This is a genomic window from Sphingopyxis granuli, from assembly GCF_001559015.1.
In the GTDB taxonomy this organism is placed as follows: Bacteria; Pseudomonadota; Alphaproteobacteria; order Sphingomonadales; family Sphingomonadaceae; genus Sphingopyxis; species Sphingopyxis granuli.
In genome coordinates this window covers 179,577-203,687 of record NZ_CP012199.1, presented here as the reverse complement: position 1 = coordinate 203,687, position 24,111 = coordinate 179,577, and the positions used below count along the sequence as shown (strand labels likewise).

At 64.6% G+C, this 24,111-nt stretch carries 25 protein-coding genes and 1 pseudogene; 21 read left to right on the top strand and 5 right to left on the bottom strand.

Translation table 11 applies throughout. The features are described from left to right. Nucleotides 1-9: 9 nt before the first annotated feature. The 21 genes and pseudogenes from SGRAN_RS00975 to SGRAN_RS00875 form a co-directional block, all read left to right on the top strand. Nucleotides 10-831: pseudogene (locus SGRAN_RS00975) on the top strand (replication initiator protein A); the annotation flags it as partial. Between the two features lie 335 nt (nucleotides 832-1,166). Next, complete coding sequence (parA, locus tag SGRAN_RS00970; RefSeq protein ID WP_012561382.1) at nucleotides 1,167-1,820, top strand: ParA family partition ATPase; 654 nt, start codon at nucleotides 1,167-1,169, stop codon at nucleotides 1,818-1,820. Beyond that, complete coding sequence (locus SGRAN_RS00965; protein WP_012561381.1) at nucleotides 1,817-2,068, top strand: ribbon-helix-helix protein; 252 nt, start codon at nucleotides 1,817-1,819, stop codon at nucleotides 2,066-2,068. Before parA ends, SGRAN_RS00965 begins: the two co-directional genes overlap by 4 nt. Continuing rightward, nucleotides 2,065-2,586 (top strand): DUF2840 domain-containing protein, encoded by a 522-nt coding sequence (locus SGRAN_RS00960; protein WP_012561380.1) that lies wholly within the window; start codon nucleotides 2,065-2,067, stop codon nucleotides 2,584-2,586. Before SGRAN_RS00965 ends, SGRAN_RS00960 begins: the two co-directional genes overlap by 4 nt. Beyond that, the gene (locus SGRAN_RS00955) at nucleotides 2,583-3,128 is read left to right on the top strand and encodes a S26 family signal peptidase (RefSeq protein WP_067179927.1); all 546 of its coding nucleotides are present in this window, start codon (nucleotides 2,583-2,585) and stop codon (nucleotides 3,126-3,128) included. The genes SGRAN_RS00960 and SGRAN_RS00955 overlap by 4 nt, the downstream gene beginning before the upstream one ends. 39 nt (nucleotides 3,129-3,167) lie before the next feature. After that, nucleotides 3,168-3,500 (top strand): DUF736 domain-containing protein, encoded by a 333-nt coding sequence (locus SGRAN_RS00950; protein ID WP_067179924.1) that lies wholly within the window; start codon nucleotides 3,168-3,170, stop codon nucleotides 3,498-3,500. Between the two features lie 4 nt (nucleotides 3,501-3,504). Continuing rightward, nucleotides 3,505-4,227, top strand: coding sequence for a lytic transglycosylase domain-containing protein (locus SGRAN_RS00945; protein ID WP_012561377.1), 723 nt, complete (start codon nucleotides 3,505-3,507; stop codon nucleotides 4,225-4,227). 243 nt (nucleotides 4,228-4,470) lie between these two features. Continuing rightward, nucleotides 4,471-6,210, top strand: a complete 1,740-nt coding sequence (locus SGRAN_RS00940) for a relaxase/mobilization nuclease domain-containing protein (RefSeq protein ID WP_012561376.1) — start codon at nucleotides 4,471-4,473, stop codon at nucleotides 6,208-6,210. A gap of 148 nt (nucleotides 6,211-6,358) precedes the next feature. Next, on the top strand, nucleotides 6,359-8,344 hold the full coding sequence (locus tag SGRAN_RS00935; RefSeq protein ID WP_067179921.1) for a conjugal transfer protein TraG: 1,986 nt from the start codon (nucleotides 6,359-6,361) through the stop codon (nucleotides 8,342-8,344). 4 nt (nucleotides 8,345-8,348) lie between these two features. Beyond that, nucleotides 8,349-8,774, top strand: a complete 426-nt coding sequence (locus SGRAN_RS00930; protein ID WP_067179918.1) for a CopG family transcriptional regulator — start codon at nucleotides 8,349-8,351, stop codon at nucleotides 8,772-8,774. 343 nt (nucleotides 8,775-9,117) lie between these two features. Further along, nucleotides 9,118-10,050, top strand: a complete 933-nt coding sequence (trbB, locus tag SGRAN_RS00925; protein WP_455363798.1) for a P-type conjugative transfer ATPase TrbB — start codon at nucleotides 9,118-9,120, stop codon at nucleotides 10,048-10,050. A gap of 29 nt (nucleotides 10,051-10,079) precedes the next feature. Then, the gene (locus SGRAN_RS00920) at nucleotides 10,080-10,379 is read left to right on the top strand and encodes a TrbC/VirB2 family protein (RefSeq protein ID WP_455363804.1); all 300 of its coding nucleotides are present in this window, start codon (nucleotides 10,080-10,082) and stop codon (nucleotides 10,377-10,379) included. After that, nucleotides 10,379-10,660 carry a VirB3 family type IV secretion system protein gene (locus SGRAN_RS00915; RefSeq protein WP_012561370.1) on the top strand — a complete coding sequence of 94 codons (282 nt, stop codon included), beginning with the start codon at nucleotides 10,379-10,381 and terminating at the stop codon, nucleotides 10,658-10,660. Before SGRAN_RS00920 ends, SGRAN_RS00915 begins: the two co-directional genes overlap by 1 nt. 13 nt (nucleotides 10,661-10,673) lie before the next feature. After that, on the top strand, nucleotides 10,674-13,127 hold the full coding sequence (trbE, locus tag SGRAN_RS00910; protein WP_067179915.1) for a conjugal transfer protein TrbE: 2,454 nt from the start codon (nucleotides 10,674-10,676) through the stop codon (nucleotides 13,125-13,127). A gap of 2 nt (nucleotides 13,128-13,129) precedes the next feature. Then, entirely contained in the window at nucleotides 13,130-13,897 is a 768-nt protein-coding gene (gene trbJ / locus SGRAN_RS00905; RefSeq protein ID WP_067179912.1) for a P-type conjugative transfer protein TrbJ, read from the top strand. A gap of 9 nt (nucleotides 13,898-13,906) precedes the next feature. Further along, nucleotides 13,907-14,191, top strand: a complete 285-nt coding sequence (gene trbK-alt, locus SGRAN_RS00900) for a putative entry exclusion protein TrbK-alt (protein ID WP_067179908.1) — start codon at nucleotides 13,907-13,909, stop codon at nucleotides 14,189-14,191. 3 nt (nucleotides 14,192-14,194) lie between these two features. Further along, nucleotides 14,195-15,559: a P-type conjugative transfer protein TrbL gene (trbL, locus tag SGRAN_RS00895; RefSeq protein ID WP_067179906.1), complete on the top strand. Its 1,365-nt coding sequence runs from the start codon at nucleotides 14,195-14,197 to the stop codon at nucleotides 15,557-15,559. Beyond that, nucleotides 15,556-16,245, top strand: coding sequence for a conjugal transfer protein TrbF (gene trbF / locus SGRAN_RS00890; protein ID WP_067179902.1), 690 nt, complete (start codon nucleotides 15,556-15,558; stop codon nucleotides 16,243-16,245). Before trbL ends, trbF begins: the two co-directional genes overlap by 4 nt. Then, nucleotides 16,242-17,225, top strand: a complete 984-nt coding sequence (trbG, locus tag SGRAN_RS00885) for a P-type conjugative transfer protein TrbG (RefSeq protein ID WP_067179898.1) — start codon at nucleotides 16,242-16,244, stop codon at nucleotides 17,223-17,225. Before trbF ends, trbG begins: the two co-directional genes overlap by 4 nt. A 68-nt stretch (nucleotides 17,226-17,293) precedes the next feature. Beyond that, on the top strand, nucleotides 17,294-18,406 hold the full coding sequence (locus tag SGRAN_RS00880; RefSeq protein ID WP_210434227.1) for a TrbI/VirB10 family protein: 1,113 nt from the start codon (nucleotides 17,294-17,296) through the stop codon (nucleotides 18,404-18,406). Nucleotide 18,407: 1 nt separating this feature from the next. Continuing rightward, nucleotides 18,408-18,647, top strand: a complete 240-nt coding sequence (locus tag SGRAN_RS00875; RefSeq protein ID WP_013912755.1) for a DUF2274 domain-containing protein — start codon at nucleotides 18,408-18,410, stop codon at nucleotides 18,645-18,647. Here the strand turns inward: SGRAN_RS00875 and SGRAN_RS00870 are convergent. The 5 genes from SGRAN_RS00870 to SGRAN_RS00850 form a co-directional block, all read right to left on the bottom strand. Beyond that, nucleotides 18,580-19,563, bottom strand: a complete 984-nt coding sequence (locus SGRAN_RS00870; RefSeq protein WP_067179891.1) for a LysR family transcriptional regulator — start codon at nucleotides 19,561-19,563, stop codon at nucleotides 18,580-18,582. The genes SGRAN_RS00875 and SGRAN_RS00870 overlap by 68 nt on opposite strands. 241 nt (nucleotides 19,564-19,804) lie before the next feature. Next, nucleotides 19,805-20,194: an Hsp20 family protein gene (locus SGRAN_RS00865; RefSeq protein ID WP_067179888.1), complete on the bottom strand. Its 390-nt coding sequence runs from the start codon at nucleotides 20,192-20,194 to the stop codon at nucleotides 19,805-19,807. Continuing rightward, nucleotides 20,191-20,643 (bottom strand): PTS sugar transporter subunit IIA, encoded by a 453-nt coding sequence (locus SGRAN_RS00860; protein WP_067186773.1) that lies wholly within the window; start codon nucleotides 20,641-20,643, stop codon nucleotides 20,191-20,193. Before SGRAN_RS00860 ends, SGRAN_RS00865 begins: the two co-directional genes overlap by 4 nt. Nucleotides 20,644-20,690: 47 nt before the next feature. Then, nucleotides 20,691-21,386, bottom strand: a complete 696-nt coding sequence (locus SGRAN_RS00855; protein WP_067179885.1) for a response regulator transcription factor — start codon at nucleotides 21,384-21,386, stop codon at nucleotides 20,691-20,693. After that, on the bottom strand, nucleotides 21,383-24,088 hold the full coding sequence (locus SGRAN_RS00850; protein ID WP_192856818.1) for a sensor histidine kinase: 2,706 nt from the start codon (nucleotides 24,086-24,088) through the stop codon (nucleotides 21,383-21,385). Before SGRAN_RS00850 ends, SGRAN_RS00855 begins: the two co-directional genes overlap by 4 nt. Nucleotides 24,089-24,111 lie beyond the last annotated feature (23 nt).

The following is a 24,111-nucleotide window of genomic DNA, read 5'->3' as shown; positions in this document are numbered from 1 at the left end:
GGTCCGTTCATGGCGGTGCGGCGTCGTCACCCATCGGAGCGCGGACAGCTCGACCTGTTTCGGGCGCTCCCTGGCGACTTCGCGCCAAGAGACGCGCAGGATCTCATGACCTATCCCTTCTTCTCTCTTTCCAAATCCCATCGCACCGCGCCGATCGACTTCGCCGCCGGCGACGTCGCGATCCGCGTGGAAGCGGTGCCCGATCATGGCATGGCGACCATTTGGGACGCCGACATCCTGATCTGGGCGGCGAGCCAGATCGTCGAGGCGCGTGACGCCGGGCTGCGCACATCGCGCCTGATGGCCGCCACTCCCTACGAGATTCTCACCTATGTCGGTCGCGGCACCAGCTTGCGCGACTACCAACGGCTCAAGGCCGCGCTCGACCGCCTGCAGTCGACCACCGTTTCCACCTCGATCCGACAACCGGCCGAAGGACGCCGCCATCGCTTCTCATGGATCAATGAGTGGCAGGAGCGCACCGACGGTAACGGCCGCCCCGACGGGATCGAACTGATCGTCCCCGACTGGTTCTACAAGGCCGTGCTCGATGACGCGCTCGTCCTGACCATCGACCGCACCTATTTCGATCTGACCGGCGGCCTCGACCGTTGGCTCTATCGCCTGGTGCGCAAGCACGGCGGCCGCCAGCGGGCGGGGTGGCGTTTCGATCTGCGTCATCTTCACCAGAAGTCGGGCAGCCTCTCGCCGTTCAAGCGCTTCGCCTTCGAACTGCGCGATATCGTCCGCCGCCAGCCGCTCCCCGGCTACGCCCTCTTTCTGGAGGTGGAGATTGGCGGCCGCGTTCTGCTCGCCTTCGAGCCGCACCCACCTTGTGGAAAACCTGTGGACGGGCTCGTGCTATCGGGAACCCGCACTATCGTGCCATCGGGAACCCTTGGCTCGTGCTATCAGGAACCCAAACAGGGTCTAACACACAGAAAGCAAAGCCGAAATCGGCCCCTTAACTTAGAGTCTAACCAAGAATCTAACTCTGAAGAGCGCACGTGCGATGTGGAAAACCTCATCCGTGCGACGGCGCGCAACCTCAGCGCGGCTTCTTCCGGTCGCAGAGCCGCTGACCCGAAAAGCGCGCAGACGAAGCTGTTCGACGATCGATCCCAAGCCGGTCAGCGTCCTTTCCGAGACCGCTCGGGAGGGGTGCGATGATCGTCGCGTTCCTCAATCAGAAGGGCGGCGTCGGGAAGACGACGCTCGCCCTCAACCTCGCTGGTGAACTGGCCAGCCGCGGAAAGCGCGTCACGGTTATCGACGCTGACCCGCAGGGGTCAGCGCTCGACTGGTCGCAGCAACGTAGTCGCGAAGGCCTTCCGCGCCTCTTCGGCGTCGTCGGCCTGGCGCGCGACACGCTGCACCGGGAGGCGCCCGAGCTGGCGCGCGATGTCGATCATGTGGTGATCGACGGTCCGCCCCGCGTCGCCGCGCTGATGCGCTCGGCTTTGCTCGCCGCCGATCTCGTCCTGATCCCGGTGCAGCCGTCGCCGCTCGACGGATGGGCGTCGGCCGAAATGCTCGCGCTCCTCGCGGAAGCTCGCATCTACCGGCCTGATCTTCTGGCGCGCTTCGTTCTCAACCGCTGCGGCGCCCGCACAGTCCTGGCGCGTGAGACCGCCGAGATGCTGGCCGATCACGACCCGCCCGTGCTCGCCACAACCATCGGACAGCGCATCGCCTTCGCTTCGGCCGCGCAGACCGGCCGCCTCGTCTGCGAGCTGGACGAGGCGGCGACGGCGGCCCGCGAGGTCGCGGCGCTCGTGAACGAAATCAGCCGCCTTCGCGCAGGGAGGGCGGGCACATGAGCGAGCGCCCATCGCGACGCGGCTTCGCCAAGCGCCCCGCCGACGCTGAGCAATGGATCAAGGCGGCTGACACGCCGCCACGCGATGCCGCCGCTTCCAGCTTCACCGCGCGGCTGACCATCGACATCACGCCGGATCTGCGCGGCCGCATCAAGATCATCGCCTTCCAGCGCGGTGTCACCGTCGCCGACATGCTGCGCGCGCTGCTCGAGCGCGAATTTCCTCCAACCGATGGAGCCCCCTCATGACCGGCACTGCGGCCCCCCGCGTGCGCGGCGGTCCGATGCCGCCTGCACAGCCCCACGAAGACATGACCCATGTCGAACTGACGTGGGTGGAGAAGAAGATCGAATACTGGATCAGGTTCGGTCGCCAAGCCCACGAACAGATTCTCGACCGCCGTCGGCGTGTCGTCGGCTTCCAGCCGAACGCCGTCTTCGCCTTCGTCCGCTGGGCCGCCAACGACTACGGCACCATCATTTCGCGCATCGACATTCTGCGCGCGATCGTGCCGGGTCAGTCCTATCAGACGGTTCCCTTCGTGCGCCCCGGCGGCGAAATCCTGCTGAAGGTTGAGGGCTGGCCGAAAGTCGAGGACGTGCTTCGGCACATCGACGCCATCGAAGCGCTCGGCGTCGATGCCTGCGACGTCGCGCCGGACCATTGGCGTCACGTCGCTCATCGGGCACAGGCCGGTCACGCACCGCGTCCATACACGGCCGAGCGCCATCTGGCGTGGCTCAAGCGGCGGGAAATCCAAGGATGACCCGTTCCGGCTATGTCAAAGCCACGGCTATCGCCACGCTCGGCGTGGCGCTCGCCATCGCCGTGCCGACATCCACCAAGCTGGTCTGGAACGTCACGCCCAGCGTCCCGATCGGACTCTACAGCATCGCGCCTTCCCATCGGCTCGAAGTCACCGATCTGGTCGCCGTCCTGCCACCCGAACCGCTGGCCGGTTTCATGGTCCGGCGCGGCTATATCGGTCCCGATTTGCCGCTGCTGAAGCGCGTGATGGCGCTGCCGGGACAGCGCGTCTGTCGCACCGGCATGGCGATCACCGTCGATAACGTGCCGCTCGGCGATGCCCGCGATCGCGACCGCATCGGTCGCGAACTGCCGATCTGGCAAGGCTGCCGACGGCTCGTCGCCGGTGAAGTCTTCCTCATGAATCCGGACGCGGCTGACAGCCTCGACGGGCGCTACTTCGGTCCGCTTGCCGACACCGCTGTGATCGGCCGCGCGACGCCCGTCTGGACCGACGAAGACGGCGACGGCCGCTTCGTCTGGCGCGCACCGACGCGCTGATTGCTTCCATTTTTCCACCCGCAACCAAGGAGACTTCCCATGCAAATCGGTATGTTCACTCGCGAAGCAAACGGCTTCACCGGGCAGATTCACACGCTGACGCTCGCCTGCGATCTCGCCATCATCCCGGCCGAACCCTCCGAGACGGAGAACGCGCCGGACTACCGCGTTCACCAGGGCAGTGACGAAGGTCCAGAAGTCGGCGCGGGCTGGATGCGCACCGGCGAACGCGCCGGCGAGTACGTCGCGCTAGTCATAGACGATCCCGCTTTTCCGCATCCGATCCGCGCCAATCTCTTCCGTGACGACGACGCCGGTTCGGCTTGGTCCCTGCATTGGAGCCGTCCGTCCAAGCGCGACGCAAAGGACTGACGCCATGCAGCGCGCCGTCCTTCTTCTCCTTTCCGGCCTGGTCCTGACAGCGAACGCGGCGTTGCCCGTTCGCGCGCAGACCTCGACACCGGCGCGCACGGCATCCGTCGATCCGCACGCCGGTTACGTCGCCGAAGCCTCGCAGCGCTTCGGCATTCCCGAAGCGTGGATCATCGCCGTCAAGCGCGCCGAAAGCGCCGGCGACGTGCGCGCGATCTCTTCGGCCGGTGCCATGGGCCTGATGCAGGTGATGCCCGACACATGGGCAGGGCTTCGCGTGCGCTATCGGCTCGGTCGCAATCCTTACGACCCACGCGACAACATCCTCGCGGGGACGGCCTATCTGCGCGAGATGTACGATCGCTATGGCACGATCCCCGCCATGCTCGCGGCCTACAATGCAGGACCCGGCCGCTACGACGAGCACCTCGCGACAGGGCGTGCGCTACCCGCCGAAACCCGCGCCTATGTCGCTCTTCTCGCCCCTCAGCTCGGCTCCGCAGCGCTGTCGAGAGGCGCGCCCGCTGCCGCACCTCCGCCGCCCGATTGGCGCGAGGCCCCACTGTTCGTCACGCGATCCGCCGACGCTCGTTCTGCCGTCGGGACACCATTCGGCGGCCGCTCACTCGACAGCCGCTCGTCCCTTCCGGCTGCACCGGATGGCGACGGAGGACCGCAGGCAACGCCCATCGTTCTTGCCCGCGATGATACCGGAGACCCGCAATGATGGCGCGGCTTCGCATTCGCACCGGATCGGGCTCCAGCGTGTCATGGAGGGCGCGAAGGAGGGAGACAGGCACAACAACCGCACGATGGCAGGATAAAACGGCGCACCGTGCGCTTCGGTCGGTTGGTTGTTTTTGCTGCATTTTTAGACGCGTTGCGCGCCGTGCCGGGGTTACGCGCACCGTGCGCCGAACCCGCAATCCATTGGGCTTGCGCGAATTTTCGCACCGTGCGGGGCTGCGCCATGGCCGATGAAAACGAATTCCGTGTCCGGCCTGGCCGCATTCGCTCGACCCGCGCGCAGTCGGTTCGCCCCTTCATCGCCCAGGCGCTCGCGGCCGCGAAGAAGGCCGGCGGCGGCGTGTCGCGTTCAGGCCGCGTCGTCTCCGGCAACCGCTCGCGGTTCGGACGCGGCCAGCGCGCCTCTATCCAGGCCAACAGGCTCATCACCGCCCGCACGCGCGGCGCCGTCATCAAGGCCCGCGTCGTGCGGCACTCAGCGCGATCGGCGCCGCTTGGCACCCACCTCGACTATCTGCGCCGCGACGGCGTGACCCGTGACGGAGAGAAGGCGCGGCTTTTCGGGCCGGGTGATGGCGAGGCGGACGGCCGCGCCTTCGCCGAGCGTTGCGAGGACGACCGGCATCATTTCCGTTTCATCGTCTCGCCGGACGACGCGCTGGAGATGTCGGATCTTCGATCCTTCACCAGCGACCTAGTCGGCCAGATGGAAAAGGATCTCGGCACGCGGCTCGACTGGGTCGCCGTCGACCACTGGAATACCGAGCATCCTCACGTCCACCTGATCGTGCGCGGCGTCCGTGACGACGGCCAGGACCTCGTCATCTCCCGCGACTACATCAAGGAGGGCATGCGCGACCGGGCGCGCGAACTCATCACCCAGGAGCTGGGGCCGCGCACCGATCTGGATATCCGCCGCACGCTCGAACGGCAGATCGAGACCGAGCGCTGGACGCAGCTCGACCGGCAGCTTGTCCGCGACGCGGGCAAGACCGGCATCACCGATCTCGCGCCACGTGCTGATCAGACGCCAGACGAATTCCACGCGCTGAAGGTCGGTCGGCTGCGCACTCTCGAAGTCCTCGGCGTCGCGGGACAGGTCGGCCATTCGCAATGGTTCATCAAGCCCGAGGCCGAGTCGGTCCTGCGCGAACTCGGCGAGCGTGGCGACATCATCAAGCGCATGCACCGCGCCCTGACCGAGCGCGGCATCGAGCGCGGCTCGGCCGACTATATCATCGCCGCTGAAAGCCTCGACGTGCCTATCATCGGTCGCCTGGTTGAGCGCGGGCTGGATGATGAGCTGAAGGGTACGGCCTATGCCGTGGTCGACGGGGTCGACGGGCGAACTCACCACATCAAGCTGCCCCATCTCGACGCCGCCGGCGACAGCGCTCCGGGTTCGATCGTCGAGTTGCGCAAATTCGAGGACGCGCAGGGCGAACGCCGCGTCGCGATCGCCGTGCGTTCCGATCTCGACCTCACCTCCCAGGTCACGGCGTCCGGCAGCACCTGGCTGGACCGGCAGGCCATCGCTCGCGAGCCGGCCTCGCTTTCCGATGGCGGCTTCGGCGCTGAGGTCCGCGACGCGCTCGACCGGCGCGCCGATCATCTGGTCGGGCAAGGGCTGGCTGAACGCCAGGGCAGGCGGATCGTCTTCGCCCGGAACCTGATCGAAACCCTGCGCCGCCGCGAACTCGACACGGTCGCTACCAAGCTCGCGGCCGAGACGGGATTGCCGCACAAGCCGGCCTCGAATGGCGAGTTCATCGCCGGCGCTTATCGCCAGCGCCTCACGCTCGCCTCCGGCCGCTTCGCCATGATTGACGACGGCCTCGGCTTCCACCTCGTGCCCTGGAGCCCTTCGCTCGAGAAGCAGCTTGGCCGTCATGTCTCGGGGGTCGCCCGCAATGATGGCGGCGTCGATTGGAGCTTCGGCCGCAAGCGGGGGCTCGGCCTCTAGCCGGATCGAGGAGAAAGACCGTCGGGCGAAACCGTCCTATGTGCGCGCCACAGTTTTCGGCTGTACTTCGCCTACATCTTTCCTGTTGCTTGTCCCGCGTCCGGCTACTCTCTGAATGGCTCCATCTCATTCGTCGATTGGAGCCAGCGTGCGTGGAGGCCAGGTCCTTTGGGGTCAGATTGCTGTCGTCTTCACCATCATCGTGGTGACGACCTGGACGGCGACGCAATGGACGGCCTGGCGCCTCGGCTTTCAGGGGCAACTCGGCGAACCCTGGTTCGAGCTGGCGGGCTGGCCGATCTACTACCCGCCCTCGCTCTTTTGGTGGTGGTACTTCTACGACGCCTATGCGCCGGAGGTGTTCGCCACAGGCGGGATCATCGCCGCATCGGGCGGTTTCATCGCCATCGCTGTCGCCATCGCCATGTCCGTCCGCCGGTCCCGCGAGGCGAAGAATGTCGCGACCTACGGTTCCGCCCGTTGGGCCGAGAAAGCCGAGGTAAAGGCCGCCGGATTGCTTGCACCGGACGGCGTCGTGCTCGGCCGCTACGATCACGAGTATCTGCGGCACGATGGACCCGAGCATGTGCTGTGCTTTGCGCCGACGCGATCCGGCAAGGGCGTCGGCCTTGTCGTGCCCTCGCTTCTGACCTGGCCGGGATCAGCGATCGTCCATGACATCAAGGGAGAAAATTGGCAGCTCACCGGTGGCTTCCGTGCTAGGCACGGCCGCGTATTGCTGTTCGATCCGACCAATCCGAAGTCGTCGGCCTACAATCCCTTGCTCGAGGTGCGCCGCGGCGAGTGGGAGGTCCGCGACGTGCAAAATATCGCCGACATCCTGGTCGATCCGGAAGGCTCGCTGGAGAAGCGGAACCACTGGGAGAAGACCAGCCACGCGCTGCTGGTCGGCGCCATCCTGCATGTCCTCTACGCCGAGGATGACAAAACGCTCGCCGGCGTCGCCGCCTTCCTCTCCGATCCGCGTCGGCCGATCGAATCGACTCTCGCCGCCATGATGAAGACCGCTCATCTCGGCGAGGCGGGACCCCATCCCGTGATCGCCAGCGCGGCGCGCGAGCTGCTGAACAAGTCGGACAACGAGCGCTCCGGCGTGCTGTCCACCGCCATGTCCTTTCTCGGCCTCTATCGTGATCCGGTCGTGGCCGAGGTGACGCGGCGCTGTGACTGGCGCATCACCGACATGGTGGAGGGCAAGCGGCCGACCACCCTTTACCTCGTCGTGCCGCCCTCCGACATAAACCGGACCAAGCCCCTGATCCGGCTGATCCTCAATCAGGTCGGCCGGCGCCTGACCGAGGATCTGCAGGCCAAGGCCGGGCGGCACCGGCTGTTGCTGATGCTCGATGAGTTTCCGGCTCTGGGCCGCCTCGACTTCTTCGAGTCGGCGCTGGCCTTCATGGCGGGGTACGGTCTCAAAAGCTTCCTCATCGCCCAATCGCTCAACCAGATCGAGAAGGCCTACGGCCCGAACAATTCAATCCTCGATAACTGCCATGTGCGCGTCAGCTTCGCCACGAACGACGAGCGCACCGCCAAGCGCGTCTCCGACGCTCTGGGGACCGCCACCGAAATGAAGGCCATGAAGAACTATGCAGGGCACCGGCTCTCGCCATGGCTTGGCCATCTGATGGTGTCGCGTTCGGAAACCGCCCGCCAGTTGATGACCCCTGGAGAAATCATGCAACTCCCGCCCACCGACGAAATCGTCATGGTCGCAGGGACGCCGCCGATCCGCGCGAAGAAGGCCCGTTACTATGAGGACAGCCGCTTCAAGGAGCGCATTCTTGCGCCGCCGGTGCTGGCCAAACCGGCACAGGGGCGCGCGGACGACTGGAGCAGCCTGCCGGTTCCGACGCGCCCCGAGGGGATCGACGCGACGGCGGCTTCCACATCGTCCGATGAAGACCCGACCGAATCCGAGCGCCGCCATCAGCCCGAGCTCAATCGCACGGCTCCCCAGGAGAAGAAGGCTCCGATCGAGAACGAATTCGAGTTCGATCTTCCGGAGGAGCCTGATGAAGAAGCGATGCAGAACCGCCGCATGACCCGCCTGATGCAAGGTGTCGCCCGTCAGGTCTCCCTCGACCCCAATGACGGCATGGAGCTGTAGGCCCATGGCCGGACGAACGAAGAAGGTGAAGATCTCGGTCTACCTCGACCCCGATGTCATGACGATGCTCGGCAATTATGCCGCGCGCCGGGACCAGTCGCAGTCGATGATCGCCGAGGCCGCGATCGCGTCCTTTCTGTCACCGGATGATGCCGAGCGGCGTGAGGCCGTCGTTGCGAAGCGCCTCGATCAGCTCGACCGCCGACTGACGCGCATGGAGCGCGACGTCGGAATCTCGGTGGAAACTTTGGCTGTGTTCATCAAGTTCTGGTTGGCGACAACACCGGCGCTTCCCGAGCCCGCCGCCCAAGCGGCGCGCGCCAAGGCTGGAGAGCGCTACGAGGCGTTCATCATCGCACTGGGTCGACGGCTGGCGAGCGGACCAAAGCTCAGGCAGGAAGTCTCGGACGACGTACCAGCGTCTGAGTAAGTAATGTTGGAAGCGCCTCATATCCGATATCATCGGCGCGACGCGTTACCATCATCGAGCGGCGCAAGGCGCAAGGAGACCGTCGACGCGAATTCGGCCGAGTCGTTCTTCGTAGTCTCCGCTTTCGTCGCAAGCATTCTAGCGAGCATTCTTGCAGGCGCACCGCCGTTCTCCTGTATTTGCACGCTGCGCTACTACTACGCCCGAATATTGTTGAAGGAGCCCGATTTCGGGCCCTTTTAATCATCCCCGTCCGGGGACCGTCTGAATTGTTCCCAGCCAGAGCGGGGACAAGATGGCGGCGATACATGACAATACAGAAGGGCGCACACGCAGTTCGCGCATGCTGCGTACAGCCCTCGGCGCCGCCATCACGCGGTTCCTGGATGACCCATCCATCATCGAAGTGATGCTAAATCCGGACGGCCGCGTCTGGGTTGATCGCCTCTCCGAAGGTCTTGCCGACACCGGCGAAACGCTCTCTCCCGCCGATGGCGAACGTATCGTCCGCCTCGTCGCGCACCATGTCGGCGTCGAAGTCCATCCCCGCGCTCCGCGCGTCTCGGCCGAGCTGCCGGAAACAGGGGAGCGGTTCGAGGGCCTGTTGCCCCCCGTCGTGGCTGCGCCGGCCTTCGCCATCCGCAAGCCGGCCGTCGCGGTGTTCGCCCTCGAAGACTACGTGGCCGCCGGCATCATGACCGCCACCCAGGCTGTGACGCTGCGCGAGGCCGTCATATCCCGCGCCAACATCCTCGTCGCGGGCGGCACCAGCACTGGCAAGACCACGCTGACCAACGCGCTGCTCGCCGAGGTGGCCAAGGGCGCGGATCGCGTCGTCATCATCGAGGACACGCGCGAGCTGCAATGCGCCGCGCCCAACCTTGTCGCGATGCGGACGAAGGATGGCGTCGCCACGCTTTCCGATCTGGTCCGATCCAGCCTGCGCCTGCGCCCCGACCGCATCCCGATCGGCGAGGTGCGCGGGTCCGAGGCCCTCGATCTCCTCAAGGCCTGGGGCACCGGCCACCCCGGGGGCATCGGCACCATACATGCCGGCACGGGCATCGGCGCGCTGCGCCGCCTCGAGCAGCTCATCCAGGAAGCCGTCGTCACCGTCCCACGCGCCCTGATCGCCGAGACGATCGACCTTGTCGCCGTCCTCTCCGGCCGCGGTTCCGCGCGCCGGCTCGCCGAACTCGCCCGCGTCGAAGGCCTCGGCCCCGACGGCGACTACCGCATCACCCCTGCCACCTCAACCACAGGAGACAACACATGATCCGCACCTTCGCGCGCGGCTGCCACACCATGGCGACCGCCGCTGCCGCTGTTTCCATCAGCGTGCTTTTCACCCAGGCCGCTCACGCCTCCGGCTCCTCGATGCCGTGGGAAGCGCCGCTGCAATCCATCCTCCAATCGATCGAGGGGCCGGTGGCGAAGATCATCGCCGTGATCATCATCATCGTCACCGGTCTGACGCTGGCATTCGGCGACACCTCAGGCGGATTCCGCCGACTGATCCAGATCGTCTTCGGCCTGTCGATCGCGTTCGCGGCGTCGAGCTTCTTCCTGTCCTTCTTCTCGTTCGGCGGCGGGGCGGTGATCTGATGACCGCTGGCCTCGAACAGCTCGCTGAGGTGCCGGGCTTCACGGTTCCGGTCCACAGGGCGCTGACTGAGCACATCATGCTCGGCGGCGCTCCGCGTTCGATCGCGATCATGAACGGCACGCTGGCCGGGGCTGTAGGCCTCGGCTTGCGCCTCTGGCTCGTCGGCCTCGCTATCTGGGCGATCGGCCACTTCGCGGCGGTCTGGGCGGCCAAGCGCGACCCGCTCTTCGTCGAGGTGGGACGCAGGCACCTGCGCATCCCCGGTCATCTGTCCGTCTGACGGAGTCATCGCCATGATGAACCTCGCCGAATACCGCCGCACCGGCACACGCCTTGCCGACTATCTGCCCTGGGTGGCCCTCGTCGAAGAGGGCGTCGTCCTCAACAAGGACGGTTCGTTCCAACGCACCGCACGCTTCCGCGGACCTGATCTCGATTCTGCCGTCGCCGCCGAGCTGGTGGCCGTCGCCGGCCGCCTCAACAACGCCTTTCGTCGCCTTGGTTCCGGCTGGGCGATCTTCGTGGAGGCGCAACGCTACGAGGCCTCCCACTATCCATCGGATTTCTTTCCGGACGCGGCGTCCGCGCTGCTCGACGCCGAACGCAAGGCCGATTTCGAAGAAGCGGGTAGCCATTTCGTATCGAGCTACTTCCTCACGATTGCCTATCTGCCACCGGCCGAGGACGCAGCACGCACCGAAGCCTGGCTTTACGAGGGGCGCGAGCACAGCGGCGTCGATCCGCATGAAGTTCTCAAGACTTTCATGGACCGCACCGATCGCGTCGTGGGGCTGCTTGACGGCTTCATGCCCGAATGCGCGTGGCTCGATAGTGCGGAGACGCTGACCTACCTGCATTCAACGGTCTCGACGAAGCGACATCGCGTCCGTGTCCCCGAAACCCCGATCTACCTCGACGCGCTGCTCGCCGATCAATCCCTGACCGGCGGGCTCGAACCACGCCTCGGCGTGTCTCACCTTCGCGTCCTGACCATCGTGGGATTTCCGACCGCGACCACGCCCGGCATTCTCGATGATCTCAATCGGCTCGCCTTTCCTTATCGCTGGTCGACCCGCGCGATCCTGCTCGACAAGACCGACGCCACCAAGCTGCTGACCAAGATCCGCCGGCAGTGGTTCGCCAAGCGCAAGTCGATCGCGGCGATCCTCAAGGAGGTCATGACCAACGAAGCCTCCGCGCTCGTTGATACCGATGCCGCCAACAAGGCGGCGGACGCCGATCTGGCCCTGCAGGAGCTGGGCGCCGACTTCGCCGGTCAGACCTATGTGACCGCGACCATCACCGTCTGGGACGACGATCCGCGCCTCGCCAGCGAAAAGCTGCGGCTCGTGGAGAAGGTCATCCAGGGCCGCGACTTCACCTGCATGACCGAAACCATCAACGCCGTCGATGCCTGGCTCGGTACACTGCCAGGCCATGTCTACGCCAATGTGCGTCAGCCTCCGATATCGACGCTCAATCTCGCTCACATCATTCCGCTCTCGGCGGTGTGGGCGGGACCGGAACGGGACGAGCATTTTGCAGGGCCCCCACTGCTCTTCGGCAAGACCGAAGGCTCGACCCCGTTCCGGCTTGCCCTTCATGTCGGCGATGTCGGCCACACCCTTGTCGTCGGCCCCACCGGCGCGGGCAAGTCCGTCCTGCTCGCCATCATGGCCTTGCAGTTCCGCCGCTACGCCGGCTCCCAGGTCTTCGCCTTCGACTTCGGCGGCTCCATCCGGAGCGCCGCCCTCGCGATGGGCGGTGACTGGCACGATCTGGGCGGCAACCTGTCCGAAGGCCTCGACTCCTCGGTCTCGCTGCAGCCGCTTTCCCGCGTTCACGACACGCCCGAACGCGCCTGGGCTGCCGACTGGCTTGTCTCCATCCTGACCCGCGAGGGTGTGCCGATCACACCCGACGTCAAGGAGCACATCTGGTCGGCGCTGACCTCGCTCGCGTCGGCTCCTGTTGAGGAACGGACGATCACCGGCCTCACGGTCCTTTTGCAGTCCAACGACCTGAAGCAGGCGCTGCGACCTTACTGCGTCGGCGGTCCCTACGGCCGATTGCTGGACGCCGAATTCGAGCAGCTCGGCTCGGCCTCGGTGCAGGCCTTCGAGATCGAGGGCTTGGTCGGGACTGGGGCGGCACCGGCCGTCCTGTCCTATCTCTTCCATCGTATCGGAGACCGCCTCGACGGCTCGCCGACCATGCTCATCATCGACGAGGGCTGGCTGGCGCTTGATGACGACGCCTTCGCTGGCCAGCTCCGCGAATGGCTGAAGACGCTGCGCAAGAAGAACGCCAGCGTCATCTTCGCCACGCAGTCGCTGTCGGACATCGACAACAGCGGTATCGCGCCAGCGATCATCGAGAGCTGTCCGACACGGCTGCTGTTACCGAACGAGCGCGCGATCGAACCGCAGATCACGGCGATCTACCGCCGCTTTGGCTTGAATGACAGACAGATTGAGATCTTGGCCAGGGCGACGCCCAAGCGCGACTACTACTGCCAGAGCCGCAGGGGAAACCGCCTCTTCGAGTTGGGCCTTTCCGAAGTCGGCCTCGCGCTCGCGGCCGCTTCTTCCAAGACCGATCAGGCGCTGATCGCCCGCACCGTCGCCGAGCACGGCCGCGACGGCTTCCTTGCCGCCTGGCTGCGCCTGCGCGGCGCCGAATGGGCTGCAGACCTCATCCCCGATCTCACCAACCTCATCCCCCAGCAGCCCGAGAAGGAGGCTTGACTATGAAGACCTATCGTTCCCCCCGGCGCGCGCTCATGCTCGCGGCGACCATGCTGGCGACGCCGCTCGCGGTCTCGCCAATACTCTCGACTCCGGCTGCCGCGCAGTGGGTGGTCTATGACCCCACCAACTACGCCCAGAATGTCCTGACGGCAGCGCGTTCGCTCGAGCAGATCAACAATCAGATTCGTTCGCTCCAGAACGAAGCGCAGGGCCTCATCAACCAGGCGCGCAATCTCGCCAGCCTGCCGTATTCGTCGCTCCAGCAACTCCAGCAAAACGTCCAGCGCACGCAGCAGCTCCTGCGGCAGGCACAGAACATCGCCTACGACGTCCAGAACATCGACCAGATGTTTCAGCAGCAATACGGGAAGGCCTCGCTCACCGCGTCCGACACCGAACTCGTCAATGGCGCGCGCTCACGTTGGCAGAATACGGTGGGTGGACTTCAGGACGCCATGCGCGTGCAGGCAGGCGTGGTTGCCAATATCGACACCAACCGCGCGCAGATGTCGGCGTTGGTCGATCAGAGCCAAGGCGCGACCGGCGCGCTGCAGGCGACGCAAGCAGGCAACCAGCTTCTCGCGCTCCTCGCCCAGCAGCTCGCCGATCTCACCGCGGTCGCCGCCGCCAACGGCCGCGCCCAAGCCCTCACCGAGGCCGAACGCGCGGCGGCGGCGGAGCAGGGACGTGAACAGCGTCGGCGGTTCCTGACGCCCGGCTCCGGCTACCAGCCGGGCAACGCCCGGATGTTCGGCAACAGCAACTGAGGACTCCCCATGGACGGCAAGATGCTGGCCCGGTTGGGCGCCGTCGTCTTCGTCGCCGTCGCCATCACGACGACGGCGATCGAGATGACCAGGAAGGAGCGCACGCCGGAGCCCGATCCGGTGCGCCTCCTCGAACCTGTGCGTGATCCCCTTCGCGACGGCCAACGTCGATGCCAGCAGCTCGGTCAGGCCGCGGCCAGCGATCCCGACTGCATGCGCGTCTGGGCCGAAACCCGCGATCGTTTCCTCGGCCGACCGGCAACTCCTGCCTCTCCGCCAGCAGAAGGACGCTGAACCATGGGCGGCGCAGGCGTCATCGACAATTTCCTCGAGGTCTTCACCTCCTACATCAACAGCGGCTTCGGACTGCTCGGCGGCGAAGTGGCGTTTATCGCCACCACCCTGATCGTCATTGATGTCACGCTCGCGGCGCTGTTCTGGAGCTGGAGCGCCGACGACGACATCATCGCGCGACTGGTCAAGAAGACGCTGTTCGTCGGGATCTTCGCTTACCTCATCGGCAACTGGAACAATCTCGCCAAGATCATCTTCGACTCCTTCGCCGGGCTCGGCCTCAAAGCCTCCGGCACCGGCTTCACCGCGCAGGATCTCATGCGGCCCGGCAAGGTCGCTCAGACCGGTCTCGATGCGGCGCGGCCGCTCCTGGAATCCATCTCCGACCTGATGGGTTGGATCAGCTTTTTCGAGAACTTCATCCAGATCGCTTGCCTGCTCTTCGCCTGGGCGCTGGTCATCCTCGCCTTCTTCATCCTCGCCATCCAGCTCTTCGTCACCTTGATCGAATTCAAGCTGACGACGCTCGCTGGTTTCGTCCTCATTCCCTTTGGTCTCTTTGGCAAGACCGCATTCATGGCTGAACGCGTTCTCGGCAACGTCGTATCGAGCGGCATCAAGGTTCTCGTTCTCGCCGTCATCGTCGGCATTGGATCGACTCTGTTCAGCCGCTTTACCGCAGGTTTCGGCGGCGCAACGCCGACCATCGACGACGCCATGGCCGTCGTCCTCGCGGCCCTGTCCCTTCTCGGCCTTGGCATCTTCGGCCCAGGGATCGCGGCTGGCCTCGTCAGCGGAGGACCTCAGCTCGGCGCCGGCGCTGCCGTTGGAACAGGCCTTGCCGTCGGAGGCGCGGCGCTCGCCGCCGGAGGCGCCGCTGGTCTTGCCGTGAAGGGAGGCGCGGCCGCCATGTCGGGCGGGGCCGCCGCGATGCGTGGCGGCGCATCGGCCGCCGGTGGCGCCGCCGCCGCCTACAGCCTCGGCTCGCTCGGTCAGTCTGGCGCCGCAGGAGTCGCCTCGGGCCTCGGCGGTGTCGCCCGCGCCGCTGGCGCTGCAACGGTCTCGCCGTTGAAGCGTGCGACCTCGCGTGCGGCCGAAAGCATGAAGTCCAGCTTCTCGGACGGCGCGAAGGCAGGCTTCGGCGCCACCGGCGGCACATCGACGATGGGCACCATCGGCGGCTCCGCCGATGCGTCCGGTTCCTCTCCCGCCTCGGCGTCTCGAGACGGCCCGCCTGATTGGGCCAAGCGCATGCAGCGCCATCGCTCTCTCGGACACGGCGCCACCCTCGCAGCACATGCCGTTCGCTCAGGCGACAGCCACGGCGGGGGCTCCTCGATCAATCTTTCTGAAAGTGACCGCTCATGAGCGTTTTCAAGCGACCCGCCGCCCACTATGGCAAGACACCCGAACCCGTCACGCCCTATCAGAAGGCCGCGCAAGTCTGGGACGAGCGCATCGGCTCGGCCCGTGTCCAGGCCAAGAACTGGCGCCATATGGCCTTCGGGTCATTGATCCTCTCGGCCGGCTTTGCCGCCGCATTGGTTTGGCAGTCCGCACGCGGAACGGTCGTGCCTTGGGTTGTTCAGGTCGACCGCCTGGGCCAGGCCCAATCCGTCGCTCCCGCGACTGCCGACTATCGCCCTACCGATCCCCAGATCGCCTGGCATCTTGGTCGCTTCATCGAACAGGTCCGCTCCATTCCGGCCGACGCGATCATCGTCCGGCAGAATTGGCTGCGAGCCTATGAATGGACGACCGATCGCGGCGCGGCGGCTCTCAACGATTACGCCCGCGCCAACGACCCCTTCACCAAAGTCGGCCGCCGCCAGGTCGCCGTCGAGGTCTCCAGCGTCATCCGCGCCTCTCCGGACTCGTTCCGCGTCGCTTGGACGGAAAGACACTACGAGAATGGCCAGCTTGCCGTGACCGAACGCTGGACCGCGATCCTGACCATTGTGATCCAGACGCCGCGCGACGCGGACCGTCTGCGCGCCAATCCTCTGGGGATTTACGTCAATGCAATTTCCTGGTCGCGGGAGATGACGCCATGAACCCGTCTTTCCGCAGGTCCGCGTTTCCTGTTTTCCGTAAATCCGCCTTTGCGGCTGCCCTGCTGTCCGCAACCGTCCTCGCCGGTTGCGCCACCGCGCCGAAACCGCCGCAGATCAGCTACGACAGCACTGTTCCACCACTTCCGTCGGTCCCGGCAGTCATCACGGATCAGCGGCCACGTCCGCTGCATACGCCTCCGGCCTGGACCCCGGCCAGGGGCGGCAATTCCGCGAGCACGCCGACCGCGCGCGTCGAGAACGCCAACGCCGCCGCGCGTGTCGAGCCGCGGCGAGACGGCTATTACAACTCCATCCAGATCTATCCCTGGAGTGAAGGGGCCCTCTATCAGGTCTATGCCGCGCCCGGGCAGATCACGAACATCGCGCTTGAGCCGGGCGAAAACCTGACCGGAGCAGGTCCGATCGCCGCCGGTGACACGGCCAGGTGGATTATCGGCGACACCGAAAGCGGCTCGGGCGTGACCCGCCGCGTCCATGTGCTCGTGAAGCCGACCAGGACCGACATCACGACCAATCTCGTCATCACGACCGATCGGCGCGTCTACATGATCGAACTGCGCGCGGGCACGAACCCCTATATGCCCGCCGTGGCATGGGCCTATCCCGAGCCCCCAGCCAGCCAACGCGCCAACGTCCCGGCGAGGCCCGTCGTTCCTGCCGCGACTGCGCGCAACTATCGCTATGGCCTGACGGGCGATACGCCCCCATGGCGTCCGGTCTCGGTCTATGACGATGGGCGGCGCGTCTACGTCGAATTCCCGCGCGGCATCGTCCAGGGCGAGATGCCGCCGATCTTCGTCATCGGCTCCGACGGCGAGCCGCAAATCGTCAACAGCCGCATCTACCAGAACATCCTGATCGTCGATCGCATCTTTGGTGCAGCCGAACTGCGTCTCGGAAGCGGCGATCGTCAGCAGACCGTCAGGATCGTCCGTACTGACGGGAGGCCCGCATCATGATCGACAACGACACCAACAACCAACAGCCGGAGAATCTCTCGGCGACGCCGGCCGAGTCCGGCGCGCCTATGCGCTTGCGTGCCGAGCCGCCCCGCGTCACACGCCTGTCCCGCAAGGTTCTGGCGACCGCGAGCGTCGTCGTCAGCATCGGCATTGGCGGCGCGCTCATCTACGCCCTTCAAACCAGGGATGGCGGCGGCAACAACGAGGAACTCTATTCGACTGAGAACCGTTCGACGGCCGATGGTCTGGCCGGGCTGCCCCGCGACTATACCGGCCCTGTTCTCGGGCCGGCGCTGCCTGGCGACCTCGGACGCCCAATCCTCGACGCGCAGAATCGCGGCCAGTCGGTCGTTCCTCCCACGATGTCCGCACCGCAGGTCGATCCGGAAGAGCAGCGTCGTCTCGCGGAGATCGAGGCGGCTCGCACCAGCCGGGTCTTCTTCCAGAATGGTCCTACCGCGGCTACCGCCCCCGCAGACCTCGGCACACCGGGTCTGCCGGGCCTCGGCGCCGGAGTGCAGCCGGGCGTCGCCACGGCCCAGGATCGTCAACTGGCCTTCCTCAACGCGCCCGTTGACCGGCGCACGGTGGCAGGCGACCGGGTCATGGCGCCGGCATCACCCTATGTCCTTCAAGCTGGCTCGGTTATCTCGGCCGCGCTCATCACAGGCATCCGGTCCGACCTCCCTGGGCAGATCACGGCCCAAGTGACCGAGAATATCTACGATAGCCCGACGGGTCGCATCCTTATCGTGCCGCAGGGCACACGACTCGTCGGCCAGTATGACAACAGCGTTCAATTCGGCCAGAAGCGCGTCCTGCTCGTCTGGAGCCGCCTGATCTTCCCCAATGGACGATCCATCGTGCTCGAACGCCAGCCCGGAGCTGATCCGCAGGGCTATACCGGTCTGCAGGACGGCGTGGACTATCACTGGTGGGATCTCGCCAAGGCCGCCGGCCTCTCGACCTTGCTGGCCGTTGGCGCGGAACTTGCGGTCAGCGACGAAAACCGCCTCATGCGCGCAATTCGCGATGGCGGCCAGGACACCATCCACGAAGCCGGCCAGCAGATCGTCCGTCGACAACTCCAAGTGACGCCGACCTTGACGATCAGGCCGGGATTCCCGGTGCGTGTCATCGTCACCCGCGATCTCGTTCTCGAACCTTATGGAGGCTGATGTGAGTAAGTTGAAGCTAGGTCCGATCGTCGACGAGAAGCCGGTAAAGACAACCGTGGAGCTGCCGGCGACGCTGCACCGCGATCTGGTCGCCTATGCCGATGCGCTGGCCCGTGAAACGGGCCAGCCAATCACCGAACCGACGAAGCTGATCGTACCGATGCTCGAACGCTTCATTGCAACCGATCGGGGCTTTGCGAAGGCACGGCGTTCACATCAATCGGCATCGCCGGAGGCGTGACAGCGTCTGCTTCACGCAGGCCGGACATTGAGCGGGCGAGATCAAGAAGCTGTCCTAGGGCCGGATTGTCGTTCTTCGGAGACCAAACGGCACTAAAGGGTAGAACCTCGCCGACAATCGGCCGATAGGCGAGACCCGGAAAGTGTGCGGCCGTCATTGCCTCACTGACGACCGTCAAACCACGCTTCAAGGCCACGAGCGGCAGGAGGTTTTCCCTGCCGATCTGGTGCACGCTAATCTGAGGATGATAGCCGAACGCGGCGAGGCGCTGTACCAGATAGTCATGGATCTCCTGGCCCGGACCTGCCTCATTGATGATGAAGTTCTCATCTGCCAGGTGCTGCCACTCCAACTCGTCGCGACCCGCCAAGAGGTGATCGACAGGAAGCACAGCGAATACGCGCTCCGACCATAGCGGAAGTGTTTCGCAGTCGCGCCAATTCCGCTCTCCTGTCAGGAACGCGGCGTCCAGCTGCATTCGACGAATTGCTGAGGCTTGATCCGCAGGGTTGTCTTCAATCAGGTCGATCTGAACCTTCGGATGGCAATCGGCATAGAGACCGAGCAGCTCCGCGAGGAAACCCGACGCGATTGACGAGTAGATGCCGATTTTGACCCGACCAAAGTCCGAGCGCTTGATCGAGGCGATTTCCTCGGCGCCATCTTCAAAGTTCCGCAAAATCTGACGTGCACGGCGAAGAAAACGCTGCCCCGCGAAGGTCAAACACACGCCTCCGCTATGGCGAAGAAACAATGGCGTACCCAGCCGATGTTCGAGATCACGGATGCGGCGACTAATCGCGGAGTGTTGAATCCCAGTATCGGCGCTGGCTTTGCGGAAGCTGCCATGCTCCGCGGCCGACACGAAATAACGAAGATGCCGAAGCTCGATGGCACGCGTTCTTTCCACAGCCATCGTTACACACCCGCCCGTTCCCTGTTTTGGGCCGTTGGCACCTGCTGCCCCATAAAGTGAGTTACTAAGCAAACTCGCACGACTCGGCTCGGCAGCGATTGCCAAAGGCCTGATTGGGAGCGCCGCTGCATATCTACTTACCCCCGGTGACTGCTCTTTTGCGTCTCAGCGCCTAAGCAAGTTCCTAATTCGGCATAAGACCATTCGCTGGTTGATTGCGCTGCATTTGAGGTGCCGCCGTTTACGCTTGATGGGAGCCCGACCTTTCCGCTCGCGGAGGTTTTTCACCGACGAGGCGGGCGCGTGCGACCTTGACTTGGGCGGCCAACTCGAAGCGGCGCCCGGCAACGCCGCGATGCAGATATAGGCTGTTGTCCTCGCCCGGCTTCTGACCCGACACCATGAGCATGTTCTGCTCCTGCGTGATCGTCAGCTTGTCCTGTGAGACGCCGGCCACCGCGATGGTGATGCGGTAGTCGTCCTCGCCAAGCCCGGCGATAACATAAGGAGGCCAGTTGTCGATACTCCCGGCGCGCTCGCAGCTTTGAGCGCATTCAACATTCGGTCGTAGCCGATGCTCGACCGGAACAGGGGCGAAAAGCCAAAAATAGTTCTCATAGGAGGCCCTCATACTGGCTGCTCAACTAGAATAGAATAAGCGGCATGCTCCGACTTGGCGCCGCGCAGCATTTTCATGACCCGCTCATCGCGCATCCTACGGGCGACTGCCGCGAGAATCTTCAGATACTCGTTGCTGCCTTCGGGGGCCGACAGAAGCAGAAAGACAACGTCGACCGGAAGGTCGTCCACCGCCTCGAAATCGATCGGTTTCTTCAGCACCATCAGCGCGGCGAATGATGTCCGGAGTCCGGGTACAGGCGCATGCGGCATGGCGACGCCATGGCCGATGCCGGTCGAGCCGAGACGCTCGCGTCCCAGCAAGGCTGTATGGATCGCTTCCTCGGTCAACCCTGTGCGAGCGGCGGCATGCGCCGCCAGCTTTTTGATCAGGACGGCTTTCGTGGAGATGGATAGATCAAGGATCACGTCCTCTGGTGCGATGGCAGATGACAGGTTCATAAGAGTACTCACGTTAAAGTCGCCCGCTTCCAGGCGAGCATGCGCGGTCACTGCTCCTGTTCACGGAGGCGGTAACCGACACCTGTTTCAGTCAGGATGTATTGCGGCTGATCGGGCGTGGCCTCTATCTTCTGCCGCAACTGGCGGACATAGACCCGCAGATATTGGACATCGGTCGAGCCGCCCCACACATGCTTGAGGATGTGCTGGTGCGTGATGACCTTGCCCGCGTGCTGCACGAGGACGCGCAGGATTTCGTATTCCTTGGGTGAGAGCTTCACCTCCTTGTCTGCGACCTTGACGATCCGCTTCACTAGGTCGACCGAGAGATCGCCGACCTGGAATATCGGGCGTTCGCCCTGTTGCTGAAGCTTGTGCCTCAGCGCCACCCGAATGCGCGCCGCCAACTCGCGCATCCCGAATGGTTTGGTGAGATAATCGTCGGCGCCCAGTTCCAGCGCCTTTACAATGCCCGTTTCATCGGTCCGGCTGGAGAGGACGACTATCGGCAGCTCGATAAGTTCGGCACGCCACCTCTCAAGAAGGTCATGTCCTGAGATATCTGGCAGCCCAAGATCGAGCAGGATCAGATCGGGCTTCTCCTCTGTGATGAGCGCGGCGGCTTCCTCGCCATTTACAGCCTCGACCATAGCGTAGCCCTCGGCCGTCAGCCCAACGCGCAGGAGTTTCCTGATCGGCGGCTCGTCATCTACGACGAGAATCTTGACTACTGACGTATTCATATCCTTCCTTCCAAAGTCGATGGCTCCGGTCCGATCGGAAACCGCAACGTGAAAATGGCGCCGGGTCTGTCAGCCCGATTGGTTGCGAAAATCGTCCCGCCCATCGCCTCGACAAATCCCTTGCAGATAGACAGACCAAGCCCCGTCCCAGCCTGGACGTGGTCCTTCTTCCGGACGCGGTAGAAACTGTCGAAAATTCTCGTCAGGTCATCAGAGGGAATGCCGGGGCCTTCATCGACGATCTGCAAGACAATTTGGGCGTCTTCCGCCCAGGCCCTTATCGCGATCAGCGAGCCTGCCGGCGCGTATTTCCGCGCGTTGTCGAGCAGATTGAACAACACCTGCTCGAACAGGACCGGATCGAGCCGAACCATCGGCAGATCGGGCGGCACCGCGAGATCGACCCTATGGCAAGCCAGTATCTTCTCAGCGCGACGCAGGGCGCTGCCGACGCTGTCGCCGATGAACAGCGGCGTCAGCGATACCGCCGCCGCGCCCGATTCCAACCGGGTCATGTCGAGAAGGTTTGCGATGAACCGGTTCAGCCTCTCGGCCTCTTCGACAATCGTCGTCAGCAGTTCGACCCGGCCGGAGTCCGTTAGCGAGGTCGAATAGTCTCTCAACGCTCCCGCCGACCCCAGGATCGATGCCAGAGGCGTCTTGAGGTCATGCGACAGCGACGTCAAAAGCGCAGAGCGCAGCTTGTCCGCCTCGGCGGCGAGACGCGCATTGTCGACATCGGCGACCAGTTGGATGCGCTCGATCGCCAGAGCGGCCTGATCCGCCAGGGAGTCGAAAAGCCGTTGCTCGGCAGGTGTCAGGACTGGCCCCTGCTTGTCATTGTCCAGCCCGATCACACCGACCTGTGTTCGCCCCGTCTTCAAAGGCAAGTAGAGGCGCTTCGCTCCCGGTAGTGTATCCGCCCCACGGCCCGCGGGCTTGTCATGCTCCCAGGCCCAATGCGCAGCGGCGATATCCGCATCGTCAAGCGTATCGTCCGGCGGATATCCTGCTTGGACCGCGATGCGGCCATTCTCTGGCAGAAGCGCAACCACCCTAACGTGCAGCATGGAAGCGATCTGATAGACCGTCGCCCACAGAACGTCTCCCAACGTCCCAGCGCCGGCGAGCTTCTTGCTGAACTGATAGAGACCTTCAGTTGTCTTCGCGCGCTCACGCGCAGTCACGGCCTGCCGCTGAACGCGGCTGGCAAGGTTGCTTGCGATAACCGCAACCACCAAGAAAAAGGCAAAGGCCACCACGCTTTCAGGATCGCCGATGACAAGAGTGTAAAGAGGGTCGAGAAAGAAAAAATTGAAGGCAAGCGCGCTTAGCACAGACGCAAACAATGCCGGCCACAAACCGCCGCCCATCGCCGAGGCGAGAACCGCCATCAGGAAGACAAGTGCGATATTGCGCACATCCAGAAAGCGGGAGAGCGCCGTCCCGAGGCCCAATGCCACGGCAACGTAAAGCGTGCTCCACAGATAGTGACCGACGTCTGGGCGCTTCTTAGATCGTGCGCTCACGGTCGCCGGACGTCGCGTATCCTCGCCATTGCCCGGCGAGATGACGTGCACGCTCACATCCGTCTTGGCGCGGATCAGATCATGCGAAACGGAGCCCGCGAAAAGCTCCCGCCACCTGGGCGAGGTCGGCATGCCGACGATGACATGCGTATAGTTGTTGGTCGATGCGTAGGTCAGAATTTCTTGCGCAACGTTCTCGCCGGGCAGGGTAACGGCCTCAGCGCCGAGTTGCTCGGCAAGTCGCAATGCACTGGCGATCTTGTCCTTTTGCTGCTCGGAAAGCCGGGCATCCTTGCTCGTTTCGACATGAACCGCGGCCCAAGGCGCACGAAGCCGGTCGGCCTGACGGCGGCCATAGCGCACGAGCGCCGTCGCCCCGGGCCGTTCGTTGATGCACACCAGGACACGCTCGCCGGCCGACCACGGGCCGGTGATGGCGTGCGCCTGCATATGGGTGACCAACTGGTCATCGACCCGCTGCGCCGTGCGCCGCAGAGCCAACTCACGAAGGGCCGTCAGATTGCTTGGCGAGAAATAGTTCTGCGTTGCGCGCTTTGCGGTCTTGGGCAGGTAAACCTTGCCCTCGTTCAAGCGCTTGATCAGGTCGCCCGGCGTGATGTCGATGATCTCGATGTCGTCGGCACGGTCGATGATCGAATCCGGAACGGTCTCTCGCACCCGGATGCGCGTGATCTGGGCCACGACGTCGTTGAGGCTCTCGACGTGCTGGATGTTGAGCGTGCTGTAGACGTCTATGCCGTTGGCGAGCAGTTCCTCGACATCGAGATAGCGCTTGGGGTGGCGACTGCCAGGGGCGTTGGTATGGGCGAGTTCATCCACCAGAACGAGCGCCGGCTTGCGCGCCAGGATCGCGTCGATGTCCATTTCATCGAGCACATGCCCTCGATAGGGCACTGTGCGACGCGGAACGATCTCGAACCCGTCGACCAGAGCCTCGGTCTCGGCCCGCCCGTGGGTCTCGACCACCCCGATGACCACGTCGACGCCATCGGCCCGCTGAGCCCGGCCCGACATGAGCATCTCATACGTCTTGCCTACACCCGGAGCCGCCCCAAGAAAGATCTTGAGGTGGCCCCGCGTCTCCCGCTGCGCATTTTCCAGCAATGCATCAGGCGATGGTCGGCTCTGCTCTCGTATTGGGTCGTCAGACACTTAATTGGCTCCGGATCAACCGC

Excerpts from the sequence above, each read along its gene's own strand:
- trbF (WP_067179902.1), top strand. The coding sequence starts at position 15,556 with ATGAGCGTTTTCAAGCGACCCGCCGCCCACTATGGCAAGACACCCGAA.
- SGRAN_RS00965 (WP_012561381.1), top strand. The coding sequence starts at position 1,817 with ATGAGCGAGCGCCCATCGCGACGCGGCTTCGCCAAGCGCCCCGCCGAC.
- trbB (WP_455363798.1), top strand. The coding sequence starts at position 9,118 with ATGCTGCGTACAGCCCTCGGCGCCGCCATCACGCGGTTCCTGGATGAC.
- trbJ (WP_067179912.1), top strand. The coding sequence starts at position 13,130 with ATGAAGACCTATCGTTCCCCCCGGCGCGCGCTCATGCTCGCGGCGACC.
- SGRAN_RS00940 (WP_012561376.1), top strand. The coding sequence starts at position 4,471 with ATGGCCGATGAAAACGAATTCCGTGTCCGGCCTGGCCGCATTCGCTCG.
- SGRAN_RS00870 (WP_067179891.1), bottom strand. The coding sequence starts at position 19,563 with ATGGCTGTGGAAAGAACGCGTGCCATCGAGCTTCGGCATCTTCGTTAT.
- trbK-alt (WP_067179908.1), top strand. The coding sequence starts at position 13,907 with ATGGACGGCAAGATGCTGGCCCGGTTGGGCGCCGTCGTCTTCGTCGCC.
- SGRAN_RS00860 (WP_067186773.1), bottom strand. The coding sequence starts at position 20,643 with ATGAACCTGTCATCTGCCATCGCACCAGAGGACGTGATCCTTGATCTA.
- trbG (WP_067179898.1), top strand. The coding sequence starts at position 16,242 with ATGAACCCGTCTTTCCGCAGGTCCGCGTTTCCTGTTTTCCGTAAATCC.
- SGRAN_RS00880 (WP_210434227.1), top strand. The coding sequence starts at position 17,294 with ATGCGCTTGCGTGCCGAGCCGCCCCGCGTCACACGCCTGTCCCGCAAG.
- SGRAN_RS00930 (WP_067179918.1), top strand. The coding sequence starts at position 8,349 with ATGGCCGGACGAACGAAGAAGGTGAAGATCTCGGTCTACCTCGACCCC.
- trbL (WP_067179906.1), top strand. The coding sequence starts at position 14,195 with ATGGGCGGCGCAGGCGTCATCGACAATTTCCTCGAGGTCTTCACCTCC.
- parA (WP_012561382.1), top strand. The coding sequence starts at position 1,167 with ATGATCGTCGCGTTCCTCAATCAGAAGGGCGGCGTCGGGAAGACGACG.
- SGRAN_RS00950 (WP_067179924.1), top strand. The coding sequence starts at position 3,168 with ATGCAAATCGGTATGTTCACTCGCGAAGCAAACGGCTTCACCGGGCAG.
- trbE (WP_067179915.1), top strand. The coding sequence starts at position 10,674 with ATGATGAACCTCGCCGAATACCGCCGCACCGGCACACGCCTTGCCGAC.
- SGRAN_RS00960 (WP_012561380.1), top strand. The coding sequence starts at position 2,065 with ATGACCGGCACTGCGGCCCCCCGCGTGCGCGGCGGTCCGATGCCGCCT.
- SGRAN_RS00945 (WP_012561377.1), top strand. The coding sequence starts at position 3,505 with ATGCAGCGCGCCGTCCTTCTTCTCCTTTCCGGCCTGGTCCTGACAGCG.
- SGRAN_RS00955 (WP_067179927.1), top strand. The coding sequence starts at position 2,583 with ATGACCCGTTCCGGCTATGTCAAAGCCACGGCTATCGCCACGCTCGGC.
- SGRAN_RS00865 (WP_067179888.1), bottom strand. The coding sequence starts at position 20,194 with ATGAGGGCCTCCTATGAGAACTATTTTTGGCTTTTCGCCCCTGTTCCG.
- SGRAN_RS00920 (WP_455363804.1), top strand. The coding sequence starts at position 10,080 with ATGGCGACCGCCGCTGCCGCTGTTTCCATCAGCGTGCTTTTCACCCAG.
- SGRAN_RS00855 (WP_067179885.1), bottom strand. The coding sequence starts at position 21,386 with ATGAATACGTCAGTAGTCAAGATTCTCGTCGTAGATGACGAGCCGCCG.
- SGRAN_RS00915 (WP_012561370.1), top strand. The coding sequence starts at position 10,379 with ATGACCGCTGGCCTCGAACAGCTCGCTGAGGTGCCGGGCTTCACGGTT.